The sequence below is a fragment of the Verrucosispora sp. WMMD573 genome, assembly GCF_027497175.1.
Taxonomy (GTDB): domain Bacteria; phylum Actinomycetota; class Actinomycetes; order Mycobacteriales; family Micromonosporaceae; genus Micromonospora.
The window spans coordinates 5,265,425-5,282,478 of sequence record NZ_CP114901.1; the positions used below are offsets into that span (position 1 = coordinate 5,265,425).

A 17,054-nucleotide genomic window follows, 5' to 3' on the forward strand; every position below is an offset into this window, starting at 1 on the left:
GGTCGCACGAAGGCGGCTAACGGGGGCGGCCGGGCAGCGCGATCTCGAAGTGAACCGTCTGATAGATGTCGTCGCCGCCGTCACGCGGATCGTGGATCGGCGTGGCCAGGCTCCGCCAGAACGGTTCGGCACCGTCGATACGCGGATCCGTGTGCAAATAGAGCGCCTGGTATTGCGGTTGCTGGGTGACGAAGTCGATGGCGAGGCCGACGAGTGCCCGGGCGAGGCCGAAGCGTCGGTGCTCCGGCCGGACGTAAACCCGGAACAGCTGCGCGGTGGTCTCGTCCGGGTAACGCTGGGCAAGGAAGCGCGGGTGTGGTGGGCTCTTGGGCCCACCGGCCCGCACCCCGGTGGTGCCGACGACCTCGTCGCCCTTGGTCGCGACGAACAGGGCGTGTTGTCGAGGCGTGAGGTAGGCGCCGTCGAGGTCGATGACGTCCCGGTGCCAGTCGGGCCGGTAGCCGTAGCCGAAGTTGTGGTAGAAGGTGTCGAGCATGACGCTGCGCGCTCCGTCGAGGTGCCGTCGGTCGGCCGGCTGGACGTCGTACGGGCCGACGTTGCGTCGGTACTGCTGCATGGTGTCTCCGGTCATGGGTTCGACGGTGCCGCGGCGGTCGCCGGGTCGATGTGCAGAAGCGCGCGGGTCAGCGGGTGGCGGGCGTGGTGGAGCAGGGCGTCGGCCGGGCCGCTGTCGACGACAGTTCCGTCGTCCAGGACGACGATATGGTCGGCGAGGTGAGCCACGACGTCGCGGTCGTGGCTGATCATGACCACGGTCAGTCCGAGAGTCCGTCGTAGCTCGTCGAGAAGCGTGAGGATGCCGTGCCGGGTGACGCTGTCGAGCCCGGCGGTCGTCTCGTCACAGAGGAGGACGCGGGGTTCGCTGGCGAGAGCACGAGCGAGCGCCGCGCGGTGCAGTTCGCCGCCGGAGAGCCGGTCGGGACGCTGGATCATGGTGTGTTCGGCGAGACCCACCCGTTCGAGCAGCTGCCGGGCGGTGTGCCGGGCCTGTTCCGGCGTGGCGTTCCGCAGACGTCGTGCGGGCCCGGCGGTCTGGTCGAGGACGGGCCGGTAGGGGTCGAAGCTGGCGCGGGCGTCCTGGAACACGTACTGGACCGCCCCGAGTTCGTGCGGCTGGCGCTGGTCGAGGTACGCGGCGAGGCGGTGCTCGGCAAGGATCACCTGGCCGGTGCGGGCGGGGTGCAGGCCGGCGATGCAGCGGGCGAGGGTGGTCTTACCGCTTCCGGACCGCCCGACCACCGCCAGGCACTGTCCGGCAGGGACGGCCAGACTGACGTCGCGGAGCACGTCGCGGTGCCGCGCGCCGTCGCGGTGGGCGGCGCTCAGGCCGGAGATGCGCAGCAGCGGCCGGTCCTCGCCGGCCACCGTCGGTGGCCCGGCCGTTGGCGTCGCGAGCAGTTGCTGGGTGTGCTGGTGCCGCGGCAGGGCGAGCACCTCGGCGGCCGGGCCGGATTCGACGGCAGCGCCTCGGTGCAGCACGAGGATCTGGTCGGCGACGGCTCGTACCAGGTGCAGGTCGTGGCTGAGCAGGATGACGGCGATACCGTCGCGGGCGAGGGTCGTCAGTTCCCGGGCGACGGCGTTGCGGGTGATCGCGTCCTGGCCGGTGGTGGGTTCGTCGGCGATGAGCAGCACGGCGTGGGCCAGCAGGGCGTGGGCGATGACGAGGCGTTGTTGCTGACCGCCGGAAAGCTGGTGGGGGAAGCGGCGCAGGAACCGGCGGTCGGTCGGCAGGCTGACGCGTTCGAGGGCCGCCGTCACCACGTCCCGATGGTTGCTGCGGCTCTCGCCGGGCGCCTGGTGCCGGGCGATCTCATGGAGTACCGCGCCGATGCGGCGTACGGGGTTGAGGGCGGCGCCGGGTTGCTGGGGCACGTAGCCGACGGTGCCGGGCCTGGGTGGGCTGGCGGTCGTGACGGACCGACCGGCCAGGGTGATGGTGCCGGTGAGGGTGGCGCCGGGAATGACCTCGCCAAGCAGGGCCCGGGCGGTGGTGGTTTTGCCGCTGCCGGATGCGCCGATCACGGCGAGAATCTCGCCGGCCGGCAGGCTGAACGAGACGCCGTCGACCAACGTCCGGTCTACGGTCGTGGCCGCCAACTCCCGCACCTGGAGGAGGGCATTGTCCGCGTGCGGGCGGTCGCCGGTCGTCCCTGTTGCGGGTGGTGGTGCGGGGCTGGTGACGGCAGGACCGATCAGGATCTTGTCAGTGACCAGGTTGAACCCGACGGCCAGGCAGATGATCAGCGCGGCCGGCACGGCGACGGCCCAGGGTTGTAGGAACAGGCCGGTGCGATTGCGGTCCACCATGACGGCCCAGTCCGCGGCGTCGGGCGCCACACCGATGCCCAGGAAGCTCGCGGTGGCCACCAGATAGATGGCGCCGATGAACCGGACTCCGGCGTCGGCCAGCAGGACGCGGCGGATGCCGGTACCGATGTAGCCGGGACCGCGCCGCCACCAGCTCTCGCGGTACAGGCGCATCGCCTCCATGGCCGGCCCGTGGGCCAGCGGCAGCGCGGCGGCCCGGGCGATCCGGACGATCTCCGGCAGCCCGATCAGCGCGACGATCCCGATAAGCGTGAGCGGCCCGGGCGGCGCGGTCGCGGCCAGCAGGATCAGCAGCAACAGCGACGGCACCGCCAGCATCAGGTCGAGAGGTCGCAGGAGCAGCTCGTCGACCCACCGACGGCGGGTGGCGGCGGCCAGCAGCCCGACCGGCACACCGACGAGGTACGCCAGCAGCGTCGCGCAGACGGCGACCACGACGACGGACCGGCCGCCGAGGAGGACCTGCTGCCAGACGTCGCGGCCGACGAAGTCGGTGCCCAGCAGACCGTCGCCGGAGAACGGGAACGTGCGGTCGCCCGGCTCGCCGGCCAGCAGCGGGCCGCACACGGCCAGCGCGAGCGGCACCGCGAGCAGCAGGGTCCCGGTCAGGGTACGTAGCCGCCTCACCGGACGACTTCGATCCGGGGTGCGAGGCGGAACGCCACCAGATCGGCGACCAGGTTCACCACCACGGTGGTGACCGCTACGAGGACGCACAGCGCCTGCACGGTCGGGATGTCCCGGGTGGACACGGCGTCGACCAGGGCGGTGCCGAGGCCGGGGATGACGAACACCGCCTCGACGACGATGACGCCGCCGAGCAGCCAGTCGGCGGTGCGGGCGAGTTGCTGCACCACGGGTGCCAACGCCCCGGGCAGGGCGTGGCGAAGCCAGAGCCGGCCGCCGGTGATGCCGAGCCGTCGGGCGTGCCGCACGTGCTCGCCGCGCAGGGCGTCGAGCATGCCCGCGCGGGTGAGCCGGCTGATGGTGCAGATCGGCCGAGCGAGCAGCACCAGCAGCGGCAGCACGAGCACGGACGGCCGGGCGAGCAGGTCGGCGCCGAACGCGGTGGGCGGCAGCCAGCCGAGTTGGACGCCGAAGACGGCGATGAGCAGGATCGCCAGGGCGAATTCGGGTACCGCGTAGAGCGCGACCGATACCGCGGACACCATCCGGTCCAGTCGTCCCCCTTCCCGGCGGGCCGCCAGCATGCCCAGCGTGATGGCAAGCGGTACGAGCACGAGGAGGGTCACCGCCGCCAACAGCAGCGTGGCCCCCGCACTGTCGGCGAGGCGTTCGATGATCGGCCGCTGCGAGATCAGCGAGACGCCGAGGTCCCCGCGGATCAGGTCGGTCAGCCAGTCGAGGTAGCGCTGCCAGGCCGGTCGGTCGAGGTCCAGTTGTGCCCGGATCGCGGCGATACGGGCCGGGTCGGGCTGGTCGCCGGCGATCACCACGGCGGCGTCACCGGGCAGCGCCTCGGTGAGCACGAACACGATTGTGGTGATCCCGGCGACCTGCCCGACGCCGAGCAGCAGCCGCCCGGCGGCGTAGCGGGACAGACTCACCCCAGCCAGACCTTGTCGAAACGGGCCCAGTCGAGGGTGTTGGCCGGGGCGTCGGAGGACACCCCACCGACCCGCGGGGCAGTGCCGACGAGGAAGTCCGCGAAGCCCCAGATCAGGAATCCACCCTCGGCGTGCAGGGTCCGCTGCATGTCGCCGTACGCCTGCCGGCGGGTCTCTTCGTCGGCGCTCGAGATGGCCCTGGCGTAGAGGGCGTCGAACTCGGGGCGGGCCCATCGGGTGGCGTTGGTGGTGGAGTTGGTCAGCAGCCGCTGCGAGATGTGCGTCTCGATGGGCATGGCACCAGAGCGGTACGAGGCCAGCACGCCGGAGTTGAGGATGTCCTTCCAGTAGGTGTCCTTGTTGCCCATCGCGGTTTCGAGGACGAGCCCGGCCTGCTTGGCCTGTTCGGCGAAGACGCTGGCGGCCTCGACGAAACCGCTGGCCACCGACGCGGTGTCGAGCGGGATCCGCAGCCCCTTGGCGCCGGCCTTGTCGATGAGGAACCGGGCCCGGTCGAGGTCGCGGGTGCGCTGGGCGATGTCGTCGGCGTAGTACTGGTAACCCTTGCCGAACAGGTCGTTGCCGACCTGCCCGGAACCGGCCAGGACTGTGTCGACCAACTGTTGGCGGTCGGTGAGCAGGAACATGGCCTCGCGCAGGTCACGGTTGTCGAACGGCGGCCGGTCGACCTTCATGGCGAACGACTGCATGGTGCTGTTCGGCATCCTGGTGACGGTCATCCGGCCGCCGTCGGCGTGGGTACGGGCGGTGGTGGGGGTGATGTCGTGCGCGTAGTCGACCTGGCCGGCGAGCAGGGCGTTGACCCGGGCCGATTCCTCGTTGCTGATCAGATATTCCAGCTCGTCGAGGTGCGCGGCACCCTCCCAGTAGCCGTCGTAGCGCTTGAGCAGCAACGACCGGCCCGGCTGCCAGGAGTCGAAGGTGAACGGCCCGGAACCGACGGGTCGCTCGAAGCTGTCGGCGCCCTCGGGGACGATGTACGCGCCGAACGCGGCCAGTGCGTTGGGGAACTCGGCGAAGGGCTGCTTGAGGGCCAACTCCAGGGTGCGGTCGTCGACGGCCCGGCTGTTGGGCAGGTCGAGCAGGCCGAGGCTGGCCTTGGCCCGGAAAGCTCGCTTCGGGTCGGTGATCCTGGTGTAGCTGTAGAGCACGTCGGCGGAGCGGACCGGCCTGCCGTCGTGGAAGGTGGCCTGGCGCAGGGTGATCCGCCAACGGGTGAGATCGCTGCTGGGCTCCCAGCGTTCGGCGAGGCGGGGCTGGATCGAGACGTCCGGGCCGTAGTCGGCGAGCTTGTCGAACATCGCCTTGGCGCGCGATGCCTCATTGAACAGGTTCGCCAGGTGCGGGTCCAACGTCTCGTTGACACCGCCGCCGGCGAACGCCACCCGCAGCCGGCCGCCGCGCTGGGGCTGCCCGGCCGGGGTGCTCGCCGAGTCCTGGCCCGGGCCGCAGCCGGTGAGCAGGGCGGCGGAGACGGCGGCGGCGCCGCCGAGCAGGCCACGGCGAGACACCCTCGACGCGGTGACGGGTAGATGAGGCATGGTGAAATCCCTTCGGTGCGAAATGAGAGTTACGCCGCGTCGGTGCGGCGGCGGGCGACCAGGTGCAGGCGGTCACCGGACAGGACGGCGGACAGCGCGGCCGCCGGATGCCAGGGCGGGTCGGTCCGTGGCCCGGGTGTGTCGAACAGGGCCACGACGTCGAACCCGGCGCTGTCGAGCAGGTGCCGCAGTTCGGCGGGGAACAGCAGCCGCCACGCCGAGGTCTGCACCAGCGGTTGCGGGCATTCCGGCCAGGTCCAGACGCGTTCGCGGCGCAGCAGCTGCTCGCGGTGGTCGATCCACAGCCGCGTCGCGGAGGTGTACGTGACGTCGCGCCAGGTCACGCTGCGGGTACGGGCACCATCGAGGAGTTCGGTGTTGCCGAGGAAGAAGGCGCCGTTACGCATTTCCGCCAGCAGCAGTCCGCCGGGGCGCAGGTGCCGATGACAGCGCCGCAGGAACGCGGTCAGGTCGGCGTTGCGGTGGCAGTACAGCAACGCGCTGTCCAGGCAGGTGATGACGTCGAATTGGCCGGTCAGGTCGAAGGTGCGCATGTCGGCGTGCACGAATCGGACTCGGGGATGGCGGCGCTGCGCGTAGGTCAGCATCGGCACCGACGTGTCCAACCCGGTGGCGGTGTAACCGAGGGTGACGAGGTGCCCGGCGTCACGACCGGTGCCACACCCGACGTCGAGCAGCCGGGGCGCGACGACGGTGCGGTCGGCGTATCGGCGTACGAGGTCATCGACAAACCGGGCGGCCACGTGGCCCGGGTCGGGAAACTGTTGTTCGTACAGCTCCGGGTTGTCGGTGAGGAAATTGTCTCCGCTCATGACACGCCCGCCGGTGCCGGTGCCGGCGTGAGCAGGCCGCCACGACGCAGCAGCCACACCGCACCCGCCGATGCCAGCCCGACGCCCGCGGTGAGCAGCCACGCCGCCGCGGGCACACCGGCGCCTGCGGAGTTGCCCACCGCCGCGCCGACGGCGGCGGTGCACCCGGCGGCGAGGATCCCGGACACCAGGTAGAACAGGCCGAAGTAGGTGCCGGTCAGTCCGGGCCCGGCGAAGGCGGGAATCAGGTCCAGAACGAACGGCTGGGTGATCATCACCCCGAGAGTGAGCAGGACGGCAGCGGCCAGCACGGGCATCAGCCGTAGCACCGGTGGCGCCGATTCCACCCGCAGCAGCGGCAGCAGGAAACCTGCTCCCATCACGACCATACCCACGCTGATGCTTGTGCCGCGGCTGAGGCGGCGATGCAGCCAGCCGGTCAAGGGCAGTTGCAGGGTGAGCGTCACGACGGTGGAAACGACGAACAGCGCCGCGACCGCCACGGGCTGCCCGGTGACGTGTTCCGCCTGTACCGGAAGGATCAGGTACAGCTGGGTCTGTAAGGCGAACATGCCGGCCAGCGCCACGCTGAAGGCCAAGAATCGGCGGTCGACGATGCCGGTGCGCCAGTCCTGCCAGACGGTCGCCGCGCTGGACGTGACCGGTTGGGCCGGCAGCCAGATCGCCTGCGCCACCGTGAGCGCGGCGAACAGCACCGCGGCGGTCACCGCGACGACCCGGAAGTCGACAAGCAGCAGTGCCGAGCCAAGCAGTGGGCCGAGCAACGCGCCAGCGCTGGCGAACACGTTGAACAACGCGAACGCCTCGGCGCGCCGGTCGGCGGCGGCCTGCGCCACATAGGTGCGCACGGCCGGGTTGAACAGCGCCCCGGCCAGCCCGGACAGGATCGACGCGGCCAGCAGCAGCGGCAGTGACGTGCTGAGCGCGAACAGTCCGAAGCCGACGGCGCGCAGGGCGCAGCCGGTGATGATGACGCTGCGGGCACCGAGCCGGTCGGCGGCAGAGCCGCCGAGCAGGAACAGCCCCTGCTGGCTGAGGTTCCGCACGCCGAGCACGACGCCGATCACGGCGGCGGACAGACCGACGTCGTCGGCCAGATAGCCGGCGAGGTAGGGCAGCAGCAGGTAGAAACCGATGTTGACGCCGAGCTGGTTGACCACCAGCAGTCGGATCGGCAGCGGGAAGCTGCCCAGTGTGGCCCATGTGCTCATCCGGCCGCCCGCACGCCGAGACCGGGTTCGTCGGCAACCCGCAGGACACCGTCGTGGCCGCCGATACCGGTCCACGGATCGTCGGCGAGCAGCAGGTGCCCGTCCAGGTCGATCCAGCGGGCGTCACCGGTGAGGTGCACCGCTGGTGCGATGCCCAGCGAGCTGGCCACCAGGCAACCCAGCATCAGATCCATGCCGTACGCGCGGGCCGTGGCCGCGATCTGCTGTGCGGCGTGGATGCCGCCACACCTCGCGAGCTTGATGTTGATGCCGGCGACCGTGCCCGCGAGGGCGTCGAGGTGCGCCACCGTGGCGGCGTCCTCGTCGGCGATGACCGGCACGTCGGTGCGCGCGCTGATCCAGGCGAGTAGCTGCGGTGTTCCGGGCGCGATGGGTTGTTCGACGGCGTCGATCCGGTAGGGGCGCACCGTGTCGAGCAGCCGCACGGTCTGCTCGGCTGTCCAGGCCCCGTTGGGGTCGAGTAGCAGCCGGGCCTGCGGTGCGGCGGCGCGTACGGCGGCGATGCGGGCCGGGTCAGCGGCGTCGCCGCACTTGACCTTGACGAACTGGAAGCCGCGCCGCCCCAACGCCCGAGCGGTGGTGGCCGCGTCCTCGGGGGCGACCAGGCCGATGGTGTGAGCCGTGGGCACCGGGGAGAAATCCGGCCGGCCGAGCCACCGATGCACCGGCATCCCGGCGCGACGGCCCACCAGATCGTGAACGGCGGCGTCCAGGGCGGCCAGCACTCCGGCGGGCAGCTCAGCGGCGAACGCGGGCAGGCCCGCCACCAGCGTCTCGGGTTCGCCGTAGCCGCGCACCCGGTCGCTGAGCCCGGCGAGCAGGTCGAGGATGGCGGCCAGGTCGAGGCCGTAGTAGACGCTCGTCACGACCTCGCCGTGGCCGGTGACGCCGTCGTGGGACAGGTCGATCTGGACGGCGTCGCGGCCCGGCATCGTCGAGCGGGAGATACGCAGCGGCTCGCGAAGCCGTAGCGGGTAGCTGCGCCAGCCGAGCCTCATGCCGGCACCGCCAGGCGGCGCAGCGGGTCGAGGACGGTCCGGCAGCGACTCCACCGGGTGACCTCGACGGCATCCGGGTACGGAATCTCGATCGGGTGGCCCGGTGCGGGGGCGAGCAGCCCGTGGGCGGCGCAGAACGCGTCGTCGAAGATCGAGTCGAGGTAGCGGTGCGGACCGTCCGGGAAGATCGTGACCACCCGAGCGCCGGGCTGCATGCGGCTGATCCACGCGGCGACCCGGGCCACGGCCCCGGTGCTCCACCCGCCTGTCACGAACGCCGAACGTGCCAGCCGGCGGCAGGTGTCCACCGCCTCGACCGGGCCGATCCAGTGCACCTCGTCGAAGGCGGTGTAGTCGACATTGCGGGGAAAGATGCTGCTGCCCAGACCCCGCATCAGCCGTGGCCGCGCGGGCTGACCGAAGATCGTCGAGCCCACGGTGTCGACGCCGACGAGCCGCATCCGGGGCCAGTGCCGTCGCAGCGCCCTGGCCAGGCCGGCGCTGTGCCCACCAGTGCCGACGCTGCACACCAGCACGTCGACGGCCTCGACCTGCCCGGTCAGTTCGGCGGCGAGGGTGTGGTAGCCGGCGGCATTGTCCGGGTTGTGGTACTGATCGGGCCAGTAGGCGTTCGGAGTGCGCGCCAGGATCTCGCGCAGTCGATCCAGGCGGGCCTGCTGCCAACCGCCGACCGGGTGCGGCTGTTCGGCCACCTCGACCACCGCCCCGTACGCGGTCAGCAACGCCCGCATCGGTCGTTCGATGTCGCGGTCCACCACGAGGATGACCGGGTGGCCCAGGGCCTGCCCGGCGAACGCCAGACCGATCCCGAGAGTGCCGCTTGTGGACTCCACCACGGTGGCTCCCGGCCGAAGGTCACCGCGCTGCCGGGCGGCCTGGAGCATGGCCACGGCGGCGCGTGCCTTCATGCCGCCGGGGTTCAGATACTCCACCTTGGCGTGGAAGCCGCCGTGCGGGTGCGGCAGCGGAGTGTCGACGTACGCCACCGGGGAGCGCCCCAGCAGGTCCAGCAGGTGTGGAGCGCACGTTCTCGGCGCGGCGCCGGTCAGCATGGCGACCCGGCGGCGGCACGGTAGCGGTAGACCGTCGTCGGTCCGCCGTCGAGCCAGAAGAACGGGTACGGTTCGGCGGACACGGCGCTGAGCCCGGCCCCGAGAAAGCACGGCAGGACGGCGCTGCCGGTCTGCGCGAAGGCCACCATCGGTTTGCCGGTGGCGCGGGCGTGCCGCAGCAGTGACTCGAAGGTGCCGTTGCCCAGCGTCATGCCGGACACCAGCAGCGCGTCGCAGCGTTCCAGCAGGGCGGCGGCGTCCGGCAGGCACGGCTCGTCCCACTCGGTGCTGCCGCCCGCCAGATCGCAGGGCAGGTAGCCGATGCCGCGGCGGCGCAGTTGGCCGAGCAGGGAGTTGACCACGCCGACGACCAGGACGTGCTGTCCCGGGGCCACCGGCATCAGGTCCACCACCGCGGCGGCTCTGGCGGTCGACTTGGCCAGCGAGGTGCCGGCGGGAATGGTGACCGTGTCGTCGGCAGCGTGCGCATGCGGACGGGCAGCGGCGAGGTAGGCGTCCAGGGCCGCGACACGGACCGCCGGCGCCGGGTGGGTTAGCAGTTCCGCGACGCTTCGACCCACGCAGTCGTACGCGACGTCGTCGGTCAGTTCAGCCGGCTCCGTCGAACAGGAACCGACGGTGGTGCCCACCCGCAGACTCAACACGTGGTTGCGGTAGCTGCGGCCGCGTCCAGCGTGCCGGGCACCCTGCCGAGTGGTGAACGCGACGCTTACCTGCTCGGTGGCCGGGTCGGGACCGAATCGGGCAGCGCTGACGGCTTCGATCAGGTCCGTCACCGACATGAACGGCTCACCGGTGTCCACCGGCATCGGTGTCGTCACGCCAGCGCTCCGGCCAACTCGTCGGCGTATCGCACACTCAGGCCGCCGACCAGTTCCTCGGCGCGGACGCGGGCACCATGGCCGGTGGTGTCCACAGTCATGACATGGCCGAGGTAGGTGTTGTTGCTCACCGCGTCGCCGGTTCGGTGCCCGGCGGGCTTCACCGCCCAGTCGACCACGTCGGGCGCTGCGGCCAGCGTGGCCGCGCCGTCGATCCCGGCGACGGTTCCGGCGCGGGGCGGCAGCAGGAACGAGATGGCCGCGCTGCGCACGCCGGTGTCGGTCACTGTGATGTCCGGCTGTTCACCGAGGGCGAGCTGCGCGTACACCATGGGCAGATCCACCCCGGTCGCCCGCCGCACCAACTCGGTGATCTGGTTGCCCGCCGGGCGCGGATTGATCTCCACCACCCGCGGCCCGGCCGCCGTCAGCCGCAGCTCGGTATGCGCCACTCCCCGGTCGAACCCGACCGCGGCGAGGGCGGCGAGGGCCGTGTCGCACACCGCGGTCACGGTCGCGGCGTCGAGCGCGGCGGGAAACATGTGCCCGGTCTCGACGAACCACGGTTCGCCGGCCAGGCTCTTGTCCGTCACGCCGAGCACCGTCGTCGTGCCGTCGGCGGTGACGGTCTCGACGCTGACCTCCGGCCCGAGGAGCACCTCCTCCAGCAGGATCTGCGGTGAGCGGTGTTGGCCACGGGCGTTGACTGGAAACGCGTCGAGGGCGTCGAACGCCTCGCGCAGTTCGGTCCGGTCGGCCACCAGCCGGACGAACATCCCGGCGCACAGGTCGACCGGCTTGACGACCAGCGGGAAGCCCAGTTTGTCCGCGGCAGCCTCGGTACCCGGCCAGTCCTCGGCGATCGCGAAGGTCGGACCAGGCAGGCCGGCCAGTTGCATCCGTTGTCGTGCCAGGTCCTTGCGGCAGGCGTTTTCGACGGCTTGCGGCCGGGTGCCCGGCAGACCCAGTTGTGCGGCCAGCCGGGCAACCGTGCCCAGGTAGTAGTCGCAGGAGGTGACGACGCCGTCGAAGCGCAGTACCTCGTGCAGCCGCTGGACCTGGGGCAGCAGCAGCTCCGGGGCGTTGGTCTCGGCGGTAATCACGTTGTCCGCGGTGAGCAGCGGGTGCAGTCCGTCGCCGCTGCCCTGGACCAGGTAGTGGTGCAGGTTCCTGGTCAGGAAGGTGAACCGATGCCCTGCCTCCCGGATCGCCCGGGGCAGCAGGGTGCTCATCGCACCGACCCAGCTCTCGACCACCAGCACATGTCCCACCGCGCACTCCCGATGTTCAAGGGATCCCCGACCCATCAGAAGATAACGGTTGTCATTTGCGATGGCTAGCCGAGCCCTTCGGGCCTCGCTCCCCTGTTCGACACCGACACCACCGGGTACCCCGGCTGAGGTGAGACGTCCCTCACTCGCGCAGGTCAGGACGAGACGTACGCTTGCGGCATGGCTGAGGAACCTCGGTGGTTGACCGACCACGAGCGCGACACCTGGCTCGCTCTGGCCAAACTCATGTTCAACCTGCCGAGCGCCCTCGACGCCCAACTCCTGCGGGACAACCACCTCACGCTGTTCGACTACTTCGTGCTCAGCGGCCTGTCCATGGCACCCGCACGCACCCTGCGGCTCAGCGATCTGGCCAGCCAGGTCAGTTGCTCGCTGTCCCGGCTGTCGAACGTCGTCAAGCGGCTCGAACAGCGGGGACTGCTGCACCGCGCGCCCGACCCGGAAAGCCCCCGCTACACCGTGGCCACGCTCACCGACGACGGTTGGGATCTTGTGGTCGCCGCAGCGCCCGGGCACGTCGCCGCCGTCCGTCGCTACGTCATCGACGGCCTCACCGCGAGCCAGATCGACGTCCTGCGCGAGGTGGCCTGCCACGTGGCCCGACAGATTGCCGAGACCTCGGAGGCCACTGCGCGCCCCCGTTGACGCCGGCCGGTCAGCGTCCGTACCGCACGTCCCGGCCGCGTCGCCTGCCCCTTGCGGGTCAGGCGTCGCCGGAGACCGACGCGAGCGTCGACGCGGCCGGTTGCGGGCTCGTCCGCACGGGCAGCCGGACAGCGAACCGGGCGCCCCGACCGGGATGGCTGCGGGCGTCGATGGTGCCCCCGTGCCCGGTGACCACCTCGCGGAGCAGCGCGAGCCCGAGCCCGGTGTGCCGCTTCTCCGGGCCCGCGCCGCTGTAGAACCGGTCGAAGATGCGGTCGGCCGGATCGAAGCCGTTGCCGGTGTCGGCGACGATCAACTCCGCCACGTCGGGAGCGGGCAGGCGCACCGTCACGTCGATCCGGCCGCCGGCCGGAGTGTGCGTGAGAGCGTTGGTCAGCAGTTCACTGATCACCCGCCGCAGCGCCGATTCCACCCCGGAGACCGGGACCGCCACGTCCGGACGGCTGAGGGTGAGCGTCACCCCCTGTTCGTCGGCCCGGTCGTTCTCGGCGAGCACCGCGACCTCGGCGAGAGTGGCCAGGTCCACCGGGTCGGCGGCCGGCCGGTCACCCGGGGCGGCGGCCAACCGGACGGAGAGCAGCAGGTCGTTGACGACCTCGCCGAGCCGTCTGGTGGTACCGGTCAGACGATTCAGCTCCGACTGGTACTCGACCGGCATGCCGGCGGCGCCGGCCCGCCGCGCCAGCAACTGCGCCCGGGTGTGCACCTGTGCGATGGGCGTACGCAGTTCGTGGCTGACGTCGGCGACGAATCGGCGTTGCCGGGCGAGAGAGTCGGCCAGCGGAGCGACGGCGAGCCGGCCCACCACCGAGCCGCTGGCGACGGCGACGACCAGCCCGAGCAGTTCCGCGACGGTGAGCGAGACGAGCAGGTGACGCCGGTCGGCGAGTTGGTAGCGGGCATCGAAGATCGCCTGCACGACGTCCTCGCCGCGATTCTCGGTCAGGACGAAGTAGACCGTGCCGTTGCGCGTGATCGTCGTCTCCGCCGGAACTCCGGTGCTGGCCGTGGCGGTCATCGCCGCCGCCAGCGGGAAACCGGGCGGCGCTGGCACCGTACCGCCGCTGATCTCGCCGTCGCGGAGCAGGAACAGCCAGGTGCAACCCGGTGGACCGGACGGGTCGCTACGGCTGGCGGTGTAGGCGAGTTCGCGTTTGATCTGGCGCTCCTGGCCCCGGACCAGCATGCCGTAGGCGAGCACGCCGACCGCCGTGACCAGGACGGTCACCGCGAGCCCGACCAGCACGCCGACCCGGCGGCGGGCCCGGGTCACCACGATCCGCTCGGCCGCCATCCAGGAGAGGCCGGCCGGTGCCGGTCGCCACAGTCTCCGCCACCGCGTCACAGCTCACCGAGCCGGTAGCCGAGGCCGTGCACGGTGCGGACCGCCGTCCGGCCGAGCTTGCGGCGCAGGTAGTACACGTAGGTGTCGACGATGGAGGTCGCTGCCGCCTCGTCGAAGACCCGACGGCGCAGCTCGGAGCGGGTGTGCACCGCCCGAGGGCGTACGGCCAGCGCGCGGAGCAGTTCGAACTCCCGGGCGGAGAGTGCCACCCGGGTACCGTCCGCCAGCACCACGTCACGCAGGCCCAGGTCAAGCCGACCGCCGCCGATCGGCAGCGCCTCGGCACCGTCCGACGTACGTCTGCAGAGCGCCCGTATCCGGGCACTGAGCTCGTCCAGGTCGAACGGCTTGATCAGGTAGTCGTCGGCACCCGCGTTCAGGCCGGCCACCCGGTCGTCGACGGTGCCGAGCGCGGTCAGCAGCAACGCGCGGGCGCCGATCGCGCGGGATCGCAGCCGGGTCAGCAGGTTGAGCCCGTCGAGCGCCGGCAGCAGGCGATCGATCACCATCACGTCGTAGGGTCGGGTGAGCCCGAGATGCAGCCCCCGCTGCCCGTCCCGAGCCACGTCGACCTGATATCCCTCGTCGACCAGCACCTCGGTGAGCATGTCCGCGAGTTCCGCGTCGTCCTCGACCAGGAGCAGCCGGTGTACGCCTGGTGATGCCCCGCTTACCTGTAGCACATGTCGAGAATCCCACATCGATCCCCGGCATCGATTGTGACCAATGTCTCTATGTTGTTTCGAACCGGGAACGCGGCCCTGCCCGAGCGACCGTCCGTGGTCATCGCCGCGCCTCCTCGAAGTGGCTCGCACAGAGGCGCTGACGCCGGGCGTCGAGGACCATCCAGGTGCCGAGCACCAGTTGGACCAGGCTGCGCCACACGTCGGACCAACGATCGCCCCACCGCATCACCGACAGCCGGACCCGGCCAGGCGGTCGGGCACCGGTCGGGACGAGGAAGCAGGGCGCACGGTTCGGCAGCGACCGCGTGTGCCGCACGGTGGAGAACAGGGCGTACCGGCGCAGCACCTCCCGGGTCACCGCCCGCATCATCACCGGCGCGACGCCGCGGGCCGGGCAGGCCCGGTTGGCGGTGACACCGAACGGAACGAAGTGCGCCTCGCCGCGAGCCAGAGTCAGCCAGCGATCCGGCTCGAAGGTGTCGTCGGCCGCCGGTCCGCTGCGCTGGAAGGCCAGGTAGTTGAACAGCAGCACCGAGCCGGCCGGGATGGTGAGCCCCGCGTCGACCTCGATCGGGCCGGACGTGATCCGGTGCGCCACCCCGAAGAGCGGATGCACCCGCAGCGTCTCGTCGACCACCCGGTCCAGGGCGGCGTCGCCGTCGGGGTCGTCGAGGGCGGCGACCAGGTCCCGCTGCACCGTCGGGTGTTGCGCCACGGCGAGCAGGAGGTGCGCCATCGCCTCCGACATCTGCACCACCGCGGTGTTGAAGAAGGTGCCCTGGAGATACCACGCGGTCTCCTCGGCGGTGAAGGGCTCCGGCAGCGTCACCGGCGCCGTACCGGCCTCGACCCGGGCTCGGAGATAGCGGGTGAGCCGGTCGCGCCGGTCCAGATGCCGCAGCCCGCAGCACTTGAGCGCGGTGACCACGTCGTCGGCGTTGGCCACGATCAGCGCCCGGACGTCCGGCGGGCACGCCGCGCCGAAGACGAGTTCGTAGTAGACCTCCGCCCAGATCGGCATCATCAGATCCCGCACCCGGACGTGGCAGGTCCGACCGGCTGGCAGGCCGGCGAGCATCCGTCGGGTCGCCGCGCCGGCCAGCTCGGTCGAGCGCCGGTGTGACACCGCGACCACCCGCCTGGTCGTCCGGGCGACCGTCCGGTAACGCTCGCCCGGCTCCAGGTGTTCCTGGTGCATCTGCGGGCCGGGCACCAGCCAGTACCAGAACAGGTCCGAGATGCCGGCACCCCGGCTACGCCCGCTGGCCGCCGGGTGGGAGTAGATCCGTGCGAAGTGCTCGGGCCCGATCCGGGGACCGGGCACCGGGATCCCCTCGGCACCGTTCACCCGCCTGAAGATCCACTCGCGGAGCCGGATCACCGCCGGTGGCAACCGGCGTGGCAGCACCCATCCCACGGCCAGCACACCGGCCAAACAGCACAGCAGCACCAGCGGGTGGGTCATCCCGATACCCGGCCGAGGATCATCTCGCGGCTGAGATCGGCGGGACGGACCGCACCGGCAAGCGTCATGGCCCGGGCCAGCTCGGCGCGGAGCAGGTCGAGCACGTGTCTGACGCCGTGCTCTCCCCGAGCCGCCAGCGCCCAGAGCACCGGTCGGCCGATCCCGACCGCGACCGCCCCGAACGCCAGCGCGGTGAGGATGTCGGTCCCCCGACGGATCCCACCGTCGAGCAGGACGGGGATGCGTCCCCCGACCGCCGCCACGACCGCCGGCAGGGCGTCGATGCTCGCCGGTACCCCGTCGAGCTGCCGCCCGCCGTGGTTGGAGACCAGCACGGCGTCGACGCCGTGCGCCACCGCGAGGCGGGCGTCGGCGGGGTGCAGGATCCCCTTCAGCACGATGGGCAGCCGGGTCGTCGCGCGCAGCCACTCGATCCGGGCCCAGTCGAGGGTGTCGTCCATGACGATGTCCCGGACCCGGCCGGTCTCCGGGTCACGCATGTTCTCGCAGCAGTAGCCGGGCGGCAGGTCGAGGAAGCCGTTGCGCAGGTCGCGGTCGCGGCGGCCGAAGACCGGCGAGTCGACGGTGACCACCAGGGCGTGGCAGCCGGCCGCCTCGGCCCGCCTGATCACCGAGGCGGTGAAGCCCAGATCCGGCTGTGGGTAGAGCTGGAACCACAGCCGCGCTGGCCGGTCCGGCGGCCCGCACGCGTCGGCCACCGCTTCGATCGGCGTGGTGGCGGCCATGCTCACCACCAGTACGGTGCCGACCGCTCCCACCGCCCGGGCCGTCGCCACTTCCCCCTCCGGGTGCGCCAGCCGGTGGAAAGCGGTCGGCGAGACCAGCACCGGCATCGGCAGGGTCTCGCCGAGCAGCACGGTCCGCAGGTCGCGCTCGCCGCCGCCACGCAGCACCCGGGGCAAGATCCGGTACGCGTCGAAGGCCGTCTCGTTGGCCCGTAGCGTCCGCTCGTCCCCGGCGCCGCCAGCGAAGAAGTCCCGGTACACCGGATCGAGCCGCAGCCGCGCCTCGGCTTCCAGATCGCCGAGCCGGTGCAGGGGGTCCGGCTCGGCGGTCGCGGCGCGGCGTGGGGTCGCCTGCGCAGGCACCGACGGCATG

General features: G+C 71.6%; 15 protein-coding genes. 1 reads left to right on the forward strand and 14 read right to left on the reverse strand.

The window, feature by feature from the left end; translation table 11 throughout:
* Positions 1-16: 16 nt before the first annotated feature.
* The 10 genes from O7601_RS23965 to O7601_RS24010 are packed head-to-tail and all read right to left on the reverse strand — an operon-like array spanning position 17 to position 11,752.
* Positions 17-592, reverse strand: a complete 576-nt coding sequence (locus tag O7601_RS23965; RefSeq protein ID WP_281563339.1) for a GNAT family N-acetyltransferase — start codon at positions 590-592, stop codon at positions 17-19.
* A complete protein-coding gene (locus O7601_RS23970; protein ID WP_281563340.1) occupies positions 589-2,979 on the reverse strand; it encodes an ATP-binding cassette domain-containing protein in 2,391 nt (796 codons plus the stop codon). Before O7601_RS23970 ends, O7601_RS23965 begins: the two co-directional genes overlap by 4 nt.
* Positions 2,976-3,920: an ABC transporter permease gene (locus tag O7601_RS23975; RefSeq protein ID WP_281563341.1), complete on the reverse strand. Its 945-nt coding sequence runs from the start codon at positions 3,918-3,920 to the stop codon at positions 2,976-2,978. Before O7601_RS23975 ends, O7601_RS23970 begins: the two co-directional genes overlap by 4 nt.
* On the reverse strand, positions 3,917-5,482 hold the full coding sequence (locus O7601_RS23980) for an ABC transporter substrate-binding protein (protein WP_281563342.1): 1,566 nt from the start codon (positions 5,480-5,482) through the stop codon (positions 3,917-3,919). Before O7601_RS23980 ends, O7601_RS23975 begins: the two co-directional genes overlap by 4 nt.
* 29 nt (positions 5,483-5,511) lie before the next feature.
* Positions 5,512-6,315 carry a class I SAM-dependent methyltransferase gene (locus O7601_RS23985; protein ID WP_281563343.1) on the reverse strand — a complete coding sequence of 268 codons (804 nt, stop codon included), beginning with the start codon at positions 6,313-6,315 and terminating at the stop codon, positions 5,512-5,514.
* Positions 6,312-7,547: an MFS transporter gene (locus O7601_RS23990; RefSeq protein WP_281563344.1), complete on the reverse strand. Its 1,236-nt coding sequence runs from the start codon at positions 7,545-7,547 to the stop codon at positions 6,312-6,314. The genes O7601_RS23985 and O7601_RS23990 overlap by 4 nt, the downstream gene beginning before the upstream one ends.
* Positions 7,544-8,566 carry an enolase C-terminal domain-like protein gene (locus O7601_RS23995; protein ID WP_281563345.1) on the reverse strand — a complete coding sequence of 341 codons (1,023 nt, stop codon included), beginning with the start codon at positions 8,564-8,566 and terminating at the stop codon, positions 7,544-7,546. Before O7601_RS23995 ends, O7601_RS23990 begins: the two co-directional genes overlap by 4 nt.
* Positions 8,563-9,639, reverse strand: coding sequence for a PLP-dependent cysteine synthase family protein (locus tag O7601_RS24000; RefSeq protein WP_281563346.1), 1,077 nt, complete (start codon positions 9,637-9,639; stop codon positions 8,563-8,565). The genes O7601_RS23995 and O7601_RS24000 overlap by 4 nt, the downstream gene beginning before the upstream one ends.
* Positions 9,633-10,481: a DUF364 domain-containing protein gene (locus O7601_RS24005; RefSeq protein ID WP_281563347.1), complete on the reverse strand. Its 849-nt coding sequence runs from the start codon at positions 10,479-10,481 to the stop codon at positions 9,633-9,635. Before O7601_RS24005 ends, O7601_RS24000 begins: the two co-directional genes overlap by 7 nt.
* Positions 10,478-11,752 carry an ATP-grasp domain-containing protein gene (locus tag O7601_RS24010; RefSeq protein ID WP_281563348.1) on the reverse strand — a complete coding sequence of 425 codons (1,275 nt, stop codon included), beginning with the start codon at positions 11,750-11,752 and terminating at the stop codon, positions 10,478-10,480. Before O7601_RS24010 ends, O7601_RS24005 begins: the two co-directional genes overlap by 4 nt.
* Before the next feature lie 180 nt (positions 11,753-11,932).
* Here O7601_RS24010 and O7601_RS24015 point away from each other — a divergent pair, with 180 nt between their 5' ends.
* Positions 11,933-12,418: a MarR family transcriptional regulator gene (locus tag O7601_RS24015; protein WP_281563349.1), complete on the forward strand. Its 486-nt coding sequence runs from the start codon at positions 11,933-11,935 to the stop codon at positions 12,416-12,418.
* Positions 12,419-12,476: 58 nt separating this feature from the next.
* Here O7601_RS24015 and O7601_RS24020 read toward each other — a convergent pair whose 3' ends face one another.
* The 4 genes from O7601_RS24020 to O7601_RS24035 all read right to left on the reverse strand — a co-directional run bounded on the left by O7601_RS24020 (position 12,477) and on the right by O7601_RS24035 (position 17,053).
* Entirely contained in the window at positions 12,477-13,733 is a 1,257-nt protein-coding gene (locus O7601_RS24020; protein ID WP_281563350.1) for a HAMP domain-containing sensor histidine kinase, read from the reverse strand.
* 47 nt (positions 13,734-13,780) lie between these two features.
* Positions 13,781-14,467, reverse strand: a complete 687-nt coding sequence (locus tag O7601_RS24025; RefSeq protein ID WP_281563351.1) for a response regulator transcription factor — start codon at positions 14,465-14,467, stop codon at positions 13,781-13,783.
* 100 nt (positions 14,468-14,567) lie between these two features.
* Positions 14,568-15,935 carry a cytochrome P450 gene (locus tag O7601_RS24030; protein WP_281563352.1) on the reverse strand — a complete coding sequence of 456 codons (1,368 nt, stop codon included), beginning with the start codon at positions 15,933-15,935 and terminating at the stop codon, positions 14,568-14,570.
* Positions 15,932-17,053, reverse strand: a complete 1,122-nt coding sequence (locus O7601_RS24035; RefSeq protein WP_281563353.1) for an alpha-hydroxy acid oxidase — start codon at positions 17,051-17,053, stop codon at positions 15,932-15,934. Before O7601_RS24035 ends, O7601_RS24030 begins: the two co-directional genes overlap by 4 nt.
* Position 17,054: the final 1 nt, after the last annotated feature.